The following is a 7,970-nucleotide window of genomic DNA, read 5'->3' as shown; positions in this document are numbered from 1 at the left end:
TAGGTCACCGTGCCAAACAAAAAGGTGATGGTTCTTTCGCTTTTGCGGTCGACGCGAAAGCCTTCTTTCTTCCATTGGGCACAAATTTCTTCATCGAGCGTTTGAAAAGCTAGTTGGGTGATTGTCGCTATCAGTTGCGCAAAAAAATCATCATGGCTCTTTCTCTTGCTAAAAAATTTCTTTCCTTCTTCATTACTTCCACTAAATCTGTTACAATAGAATCCATAAGAAACCGCCTTTATTCATTAGTGCCTGTCAGCCCAATGAATAGAGTAACGGTTTCTTTTTTATTCGTCTAGAGGAAACCTCAATAAATTTTACACTTAGGTTTATTAAAGAAATGTTAAGAATAAATTTTTACTTAGATTAATGATTTCTAAGAAAAAACTACTTGCTGTAAACCCAAGTACAATAGATAAAAGTGTTATTAGCATCCTTATTTGTGCGGTATGTAGAGATTTAAAAAAAGCGTCAATACGCAAAGCACCTAAAGACCAAAATGCCAAATAGATAAAAATAAAATGGCTAACTAAACGAATAAGCGCATCAATTCCAAAAACTTGCATATAAATAACCCCATTTATTAAATCTCAATTCAATCATTACAATTATGTTAACATAAAACACAAAAAGAAAAAACAATCTTACTTTAGATAAGTCATATTAGGTCTAAAAAAAGAACAGTCAGAATATTTTTCCAACTGCTCTATTTCCTTTAAAAAGTTCAAAACACTATTTAAGGACGGTGTTTTGAGACATTAATGCGATTAACTGCACGATGAAGAGCGACTCTAGACCGCTGCAATTCATCCACATCCGAGGATTGTTGTGCTTTTTCAATTGACTCTTCTGCTCTTTGTCTGGCTCTTTCTGCACGTGACACATCAATATCACGTGCTCTTTCTGCACTATCAGCAATGATAGTGACTACATTATCACGCACTTCGATTACACCACTATTAACAGCAACCCAGTTCACATGGTCTTTAGCATCCGTGCGTTGCACTCGTACTTCATGAATTCCTAAAGGCGCAACAATCGGAGCATGATTGACTAAAATACCTAGTTCACCATTTGTTGTTATAGCAACTACCTTTTCTGCGTGATGGTCAAAAACCAAACCATTAGGCGTTACCACATTAACCGTTAAATACTGCTCCATATAAGGCACCTCTTTCTAGCTACCCGTTTGTTTGTTTCGCTTTTTCAACGGCTTCTTCAATTCTACCAACACTTCTGAAAGCTTCTTCAGGTAAATCGTCATGATCACCATTCAAAATCTCTTTAAAACCTTTTACTGTTTCTTCTACTGGAACATAAGAACCTGGTTGACCAGTAAATTGTTCGGCCACATTAAAGTTTTGCGACAAGAAGTTTTGAATCTTGCGCGCACGAGCAACTAACGTTTTTTCATCATCAGATAACTCATCCATTCCTAAAATAGCGATAATATCTTGTAACTCACGATAACGTTGCATTGTACGTTGCACTTGTGTTGCTACATCATAATGTTCTTGACCAACAATTTCAGGAGCCAAAGCACTTGAAGTAGAAGCTAACGGATCCACCGCTGGATAAATCCCTTGTTCAGTTAATTTACGATCCAAGTTTGTCGTAGCATCTAAGTGGGCAAAAGCTGTAGCTGGAGCCGGGTCACTATAGTCATCAGCTGGCACGTAAATAGCTTGGATAGACGTGATTGATCCTTTATCTGTTGAAGTGATCCGTTCTTGTAATTGACCCATTTCTGTTGCTAGGGTTGGTTGATAACCAACGGCAGATGGCATACGACCTAACAAAGCAGAAACTTCGGTACCTGCTTGTGTAAAACGGAATATGTTATCTATAAACAACAACACATCTTGCCCTTCTACATCACGGAAATATTCAGCCAATGTTAAGCCAGTTAGTGCTACGCGCATACGTGCACCTGGTGGTTCATTCATTTGTCCAAACACCATCGCTGTTTTCTCTATAACACCAGAGTCCTGCATTTCATGATACAAGTCGTTACCTTCACGGGTACGTTCTCCAACACCAGTAAAGACTGAAATGCCACCATGTTCTTGCGCGACATTATGAATCAATTCTTGAATCAATACTGTTTTTCCAACACCAGCACCACCAAACAAGCCAACTTTTCCGCCTCGCAAATAAGGTGCTAATAGGTCGATCACTTTGATTCCTGTTTCTAATATTTCAGAACTGGTACTTAATTCATCAAAAGATGGTGCTTTTTTATGAATCCCGCTTGTTTCTGCATCTTCAGGAAACGGTGTTTTCTTATCAATTGTTTCTCCTAAGACATTAAAAACACGTCCTAAAGTTTCATTTCCCACTGGAACAGAAATTGGTGCTTGTGTATCCACAACTTCCATTCCACGTTGCAAGCCATCAGTAGAACCCATAGAAATGGCACGAATCACGCCATCTCCAAGTTCTAAGGTAGCTTCCAATACAACACGCGTTTTGTTCTCATCATTTTTATATACCACTAATGCATTATTGATATCTGGTAAATTATCATCCAATGAGAACTCTACGTCAACTACCGGACCAATGACTTGAACAATCTTGCCTGAACTCATATTTCTTCCTCCATTCGTTCATAAAATCATTCTGAAGCAGCTGCGCCGCCAACGATTTCTGTAATTTCTTGGGTAATAGCCCCTTGACGAGCCCGATTGTACGAAGTCGATAAATCGCTAATAATATTATCTGCATTGTCTGAAGCCGTCTGCATAGCTGTCATTCCTGCCGCATGTTCTGCTGTTTTAGCATCAACAATTGCGCCATAGATTAGGCTTTCAGCGTATTGCGGCAATAATTGATCTAAAATTTGTTCTTCTGAGGGTTCGAAAATATATTCTTGTTCATATTCTGTAGCTTCTGAAGGGTCTAAATCTGAAATAGGTAACATTTTTTCCACTCGAAATTGACTTGTTAGGGAATTTACATGGTGGTTATAACAAACATACAACTCATCAAAAACTTCATTTTGATACATGGAAGTTGTTAAATTAACAATCTTTCTCACTTCATCAAAACTTGGTTGATCAGATAAGTTCCGTAATTCATAAGCAATATCAATATTTCGTGTTTTGAAAAAATCAGCACCTGTTCCGCCTATAGTAATCATCACGTATTCATCTGAAGAATTATGATCTTCTTGTAACATAGTCATCATTTGCTTCAAAATAGAACTATTATAATTTCCTACTAGTCCTCCATCAGCTGTGATAACAATGTAAGCAGTCCGTTTCACTGGTCGATTTACCAACATCGGATTTAATTGCTTTAATTCTTCAGCTGAATGCCCCTCCGTTAATTGGCCAGCTACAATATGAGTGACCAATTCACGGACTTTATTAGCATACATTTGAAATTGTTTAGAATGGGCTTGTGATTTAGTAAGTTTAGAAGCCGAAACCATTTGCATGGCTTTTGTAATCTGTCCTGTTTTTCTTGTAGAAGCGATTCTGTCTCTTATTTCATTTAAAGATTCAGCCATAGACCTTCACCTCTTTTGCTTATTACAATGACTGTACACTGTCCCTTAATGATCCATTTTGGATTTCATCTAAAAATGTTTGTCTGAATTCTTTGATAGGTTCATCCATCTTTTCTTCATCAGGAAGGTCTTCAGTCTGTTTAATTTCATTTAAAACTTCTGAGTGATTGGCATCAAAGTAATCAAATAATTCACGTTCAAAATTTAATAGTTGATCTACTGGGATACTATCAAGGAAACTATGGGTTAACGCATATAAAATTAATACTTGTTTTTCCATTGGAAGTGGTTCATGTAGTCCTTGCTTTAAGACTTCCACCGTCCGACGTCCACGGTTAAGTTTTGCTTGAGTCGCTTGATCTAGATCTGAACCAAATTGAGTAAATGCTTCTAATTCACGATAACTTGCCAGATCCACACGTAAAGTTCCAGAAACTTTCTTCATCGCTTTGGTTTGGGCAGAACCACCTACACGTGAAACCGATAGGCCAGCATCAATTGAAGGACGTACTCCGGAATAGAATAGATCACTTTCTAAAAAGATTTGCCCATCTGTAATTGAAATCACGTTAGTCGGAATATAAGCCGAGATATCACCTGCTTGAGTTTCCACAAAAGGTATTGCGGTTAACGAACCGCCACCTAAATCATCACTTAATTTAGCAGCACGTTCTAATAAACGTGAGTGCAAATAAAAGACATCTCCTGGGTAAGCTTCACGACCAGGTGGACGACGTAGTAGCAAGGAAAGTTCACGATAAGCCGCAGCTTGTTTCGATAAGTCATCAAAAACTACAAGAACATCTTTTCCATTATACATAAATTCTTCGCCTATTGCTGTACCAGCATAAGGAGCAAGATATAGCAATGGAGCTGGTTCAGAAGCACCTGCTGTCATGACAACTGTATAATCCAATGCACCATATTGTCTTAATGTTTCTGCTTGGGCTCGAACCGTTGAATCTTTTTGCCCAATAGCAACATAAATACAAATAACGTCTTGTCCTTTTTGATTAAGGATGGTATCAATAGCGATCGTCGTTTTTCCGGTTTTTCTATCACCAATGACTAATTCCCGTTGTCCACGACCAATAGGAACTAAAGCATCAACTGCTTTTAATCCTGTTTGCATTGGTTGTGAAACAGATTGACGATCCATAACGCCTGGAGCTGGACCTTCAACTGGCCGTGTTTTATCTGTTTTTATTTCTCCTTGGCCATCAATTGCTTGGCCTAGTGGATTAACCACACGACCAACCATTTCGTCTCCTACAGGGATTTCCATGATACGTCCTGTGCGTTTGACTCTGTCACCTTCACGAATATCATCAAAATCTCCTAAAATAATAATCCCAACATCGTTGGATTCTAAGTTTTGTGCCATTCCGTAAGAACCATTGGCAAATTCAAGTAGTTCTCCACTCATTGCATTTTCCAAACCATGTGCACGAGCAATCCCATCACCAATATAAGTTACCGTACCAATTTCTTCTACGGCTAGCTTTTCTTGGTAGCTGTCAATTTGCTCTTTAAGTAAAGCACTGATTTCTTCTGCTTTAATGGCCATTTGCTTCACCTCTGTTTTTTATTTGCTTAATTTTTTCCGCAAATTTTCAATCTGAGTCTTAAGACTACCGTCAATGACCCGACCGTTTGTTTCAACAAGTATTCCCCCTACAATTGAAGGGTCGACATTTTCTTGTAAATTTGCCGTTTCATAACCAAATTTTTGCGCAACTTTAGTTGCTAATTTGTCTTTTTGCTCTTTCTTTAAAGGGACGGCGGTAGTTACCGAACCTAAAAGAAGTCCTTTATCATCATCATATCTTTTTTCATACTCATCGATAATTAACAATAAGTCGTACATACGACCGTATTTAAAAATAACTTCCAAAGCATTATAGACAATACCTGTAAAGTTTTGAATAAGCTCATCCATAAGACTTCTTTTCTCTTGTAAGTTCAATCGCCTGTCACTTAATATGTTTCCCAAATCAGGAAGAGCTTCAAAAATCTCACGTAATGACAATAGCTCATTATAAACGTCTTCGGCTTGGCCTTTTTCTGTCGCCAACTCGTATATTGCCTTACCATAACGTTTAGCTACTGTATTTTTATCTAGTTTCATCTTCTGAACCTATACTTTCAATAGATTGATTAATTAGTGCTTCATGCGCTTCTTTTGAAAGTTCTTGGTTAATAATTTTTTCTGCAATTTGTACTGAAAGGTCGCCCACTTCGCCTTTTACTGAAGATAGGGCAGCTTGACGCTCATTTGAAATATCTTCTTGGGCATTTTCTTTCATTTGCGAAACTTCTTCTTGCGCATCACTAATGATTTGTTGGCGACTTGTTTCTCCAGAGCTTTTAGCATTTTTAATAATATCAGAAGCTTCGGATTTAGAAGATTGTAATTGTTCTTGTCGCGTTTGTTCTAATTCTTTAGCTTGAGTACGTGACTGTTCTGCTGAATCTAAATCATTGGCGATCTTTTTTTCACGTTTGTTCATCATGTCAGCAATTGCATTCCACGCAAATTTTTTCAAAAGCGCCAATAATAAAACAAATGAGCCGGTAACAACAACAATATTTGAAATTGTCGTATTTTGCACATCTGCAACTGACAAAACCAATTGATTTAGCATAGCTGATAACTCCTTTATAAAATATTTTATAAGTAAAAGCCTTTTATGATAAAAAAAGCAGAAGGACGTAAGAGACGATCACCTCCGCTTTTTTTCTTATTATAAAATCATAATTAAGGCAATAACGATCCCTAAGATTGGGACAGCTTCAACAAAAGCTACACCTAAAAGCATGGTAGAACGTAGTTGACCTGACATTTCAGGTTGACGAGCCATTGATTCTAATGCTTGGGCAACAACTTGTGAGTCCCCGTAGCCTGCTCCAATAGCTGCTCCCATAATTGCTAATCCTGCTCCAATAAATTCCATAATATTTTTCCTCCTAATATATTATTACTTACTCTTCTCCAATTTTATTATCTAAGAAAACCATAGCTAAAATAACAAAAACATAAGCTTGGATGGCTCCGATAAATAAGGAAAATCCAATCCAAATCATTTCAAGTGGCACCGCCAAAGGTAATGATAACCAACCAAGATTATTTACCATTGAAACAATCAACCCTAAAAGAACTTCGCCTGCAAAAATATTCCCATATAAACGTAATCCTAACGTAATCACATTGGTGAATTCTTCCAACAATTTGAACGGTAAGACAATGCCTACTGGGCGCAAATAACTATTAATCAAGTATTCTTTTGTCCCCATCTTTCTTACTCCAAAGAAATGGGTCAACAAAACAACCATAAAAGCAAGTCCTAAGGTTACTACAGGGTCAGCTGTAGGGCTTTTCCATAAGGTTAAATCATCATGGATGACGATTTTTGTCATAAGACCAATTTCGTTGGCCACAAATACAAATAAAAACAAAACAAAAGCATAGAAATCGTAATTTCCAACTTCTTTTTTAGGCAACTGCGAAGAAACCACTCCACGAACAAAGTCAATGACCCATTCAATGAAATTTTGTTTGCCTCGAGGTTTCATTTGTAAATTTCTCGTACAAATAAAAACAACAGCAAATATAATCACACATGTAAGCAGGGTCATTAAGACCACTGTGCCATCAAACCAAACGGGGCCAATATGAAACAAGAGTGAACGTTCATCCAAAAGCTCTCACCTTCTTTCCCTTAAAATCTCAAAACCACGGAAAAAGCACATATCCCTGATTTATTCGACAATTGGCATCATACCACCATAAAAAGAAAATTTCAAGAGATTTTCATCGAAAACCCCGGGATAAAAGACATTGAAAAAACTAATTGAAAACTTCAAATGCCAAAGCTTTCTCAATAATAAATAACTTTAACTCATTTCTCTTTTGTGAAAGGTCTTTCTTACATTCAAATACTATCAAAACTAAAATGAAATGCAAATAAAAGACCTTTCATAAAGTGCAAAACTAGTAATCTTTTAAAGCTCGTTGAATTTGTCTTTCTTGGTCCTTACGTTTTAATGTCTCACGTTTGTCATATTCTCTTTTACCTTTAGCTAAGCCAACTAAGACTTTAGCATAGCCATTTTTTAAATAAACTTTCAAGGGAATGACCGTCATTCCCTTATTTTGAGATTGTTCGTGTAGTTTACTTATTTGTTTTTTATGCATAAGTAACTTCCGACTTCTTAGTGGGTCATGGTTAAATAAATTTCCTTGATCATAAGGACTAATGTGTACATTAAATAAATATGCTTCTCCATTGCGAAAGCGAACAAAGCCATCTTTTAAATTGATTCTCCCATTTCGAATAGCTTTAATTTCCGTTCCTTTTAACGAAACTCCAGCTTCTATAGTTTCAAGGATCGTATAATCATGCCTAGCTTTTCTATTTTGAGCAATTTGTCTTCCATTACCTTTGGCCATAAACTTCTT

Annotated in this window: 10 protein-coding genes and 1 pseudogene; all 11 read right to left on the bottom strand. The window is 37.0% G+C overall.

Features of this window, described 5'->3' with window-relative positions:
* A pseudogene (locus tag G577_RS11780) lies at window positions 1–226 on the bottom strand (ISLre2-like element ISTeha1 family transposase); the annotation flags it as partial.
* Between the two features lie 106 nt (window positions 227–332).
* A complete protein-coding gene (locus G577_RS0104470) occupies window positions 333–566 on the bottom strand; it encodes a DUF1146 family protein (RefSeq protein WP_028790159.1) in 234 nt (77 codons plus the stop codon).
* Window positions 567–736: 170 nt separating this feature from the next.
* Window positions 737–1,162, bottom strand: coding sequence for a F0F1 ATP synthase subunit epsilon (locus G577_RS0104465; protein ID WP_028790158.1), 426 nt, complete (start codon window positions 1,160–1,162; stop codon window positions 737–739).
* Window positions 1,163–1,181: 19 nt separating this feature from the next.
* Window positions 1,182–2,588 carry a F0F1 ATP synthase subunit beta gene (gene atpD / locus G577_RS0104460; RefSeq protein WP_028790157.1) on the bottom strand — a complete coding sequence of 469 codons (1,407 nt, stop codon included), beginning with the start codon at window positions 2,586–2,588 and terminating at the stop codon, window positions 1,182–1,184.
* Window positions 2,589–2,614: 26 nt separating this feature from the next.
* Entirely contained in the window at window positions 2,615–3,511 is an 897-nt protein-coding gene (locus tag G577_RS0104455) for a F0F1 ATP synthase subunit gamma (protein WP_028790156.1), read from the bottom strand.
* 22 nt (window positions 3,512–3,533) lie between these two features.
* Entirely contained in the window at window positions 3,534–5,078 is a 1,545-nt protein-coding gene (gene atpA, locus G577_RS0104450) for a F0F1 ATP synthase subunit alpha (protein WP_028790155.1), read from the bottom strand.
* An 18-nt stretch (window positions 5,079–5,096) separates the two neighbouring features.
* Window positions 5,097–5,639, bottom strand: coding sequence for a F0F1 ATP synthase subunit delta (locus tag G577_RS0104445; RefSeq protein ID WP_028790154.1), 543 nt, complete (start codon window positions 5,637–5,639; stop codon window positions 5,097–5,099).
* Window positions 5,626–6,156: a F0F1 ATP synthase subunit B gene (gene atpF / locus G577_RS0104440; protein WP_028790153.1), complete on the bottom strand. Its 531-nt coding sequence runs from the start codon at window positions 6,154–6,156 to the stop codon at window positions 5,626–5,628. The genes G577_RS0104445 and atpF overlap by 14 nt, the downstream gene beginning before the upstream one ends.
* Window positions 6,157–6,255: 99 nt before the next feature.
* Window positions 6,256–6,465 (bottom strand): ATP synthase F0 subunit C, encoded by a 210-nt coding sequence (atpE, locus tag G577_RS0104435; RefSeq protein ID WP_028790152.1) that lies wholly within the window; start codon window positions 6,463–6,465, stop codon window positions 6,256–6,258.
* A 28-nt stretch (window positions 6,466–6,493) separates the two neighbouring features.
* Window positions 6,494–7,210 carry a F0F1 ATP synthase subunit A gene (gene atpB / locus G577_RS0104430; RefSeq protein ID WP_028790151.1) on the bottom strand — a complete coding sequence of 239 codons (717 nt, stop codon included), beginning with the start codon at window positions 7,208–7,210 and terminating at the stop codon, window positions 6,494–6,496.
* Window positions 7,211–7,502: 292 nt separating this feature from the next.
* Window positions 7,503–7,961, bottom strand: coding sequence for an SsrA-binding protein SmpB (smpB, locus tag G577_RS0104425; RefSeq protein ID WP_028790150.1), 459 nt, complete (start codon window positions 7,959–7,961; stop codon window positions 7,503–7,505).
* Between the last annotated feature and the right edge of the window lie 9 nt (window positions 7,962–7,970).

Origin of the sequence: Tetragenococcus muriaticus DSM 15685 (assembly GCF_000423785.1) — a bacterium.
In the GTDB taxonomy this organism is placed as follows: Bacteria; Bacillota; Bacilli; order Lactobacillales; family Enterococcaceae; genus Tetragenococcus; species Tetragenococcus muriaticus.
Note: the sequence above shows the minus strand (reverse complement) of the source record. Positions and strands in the feature narration are given on the sequence as shown.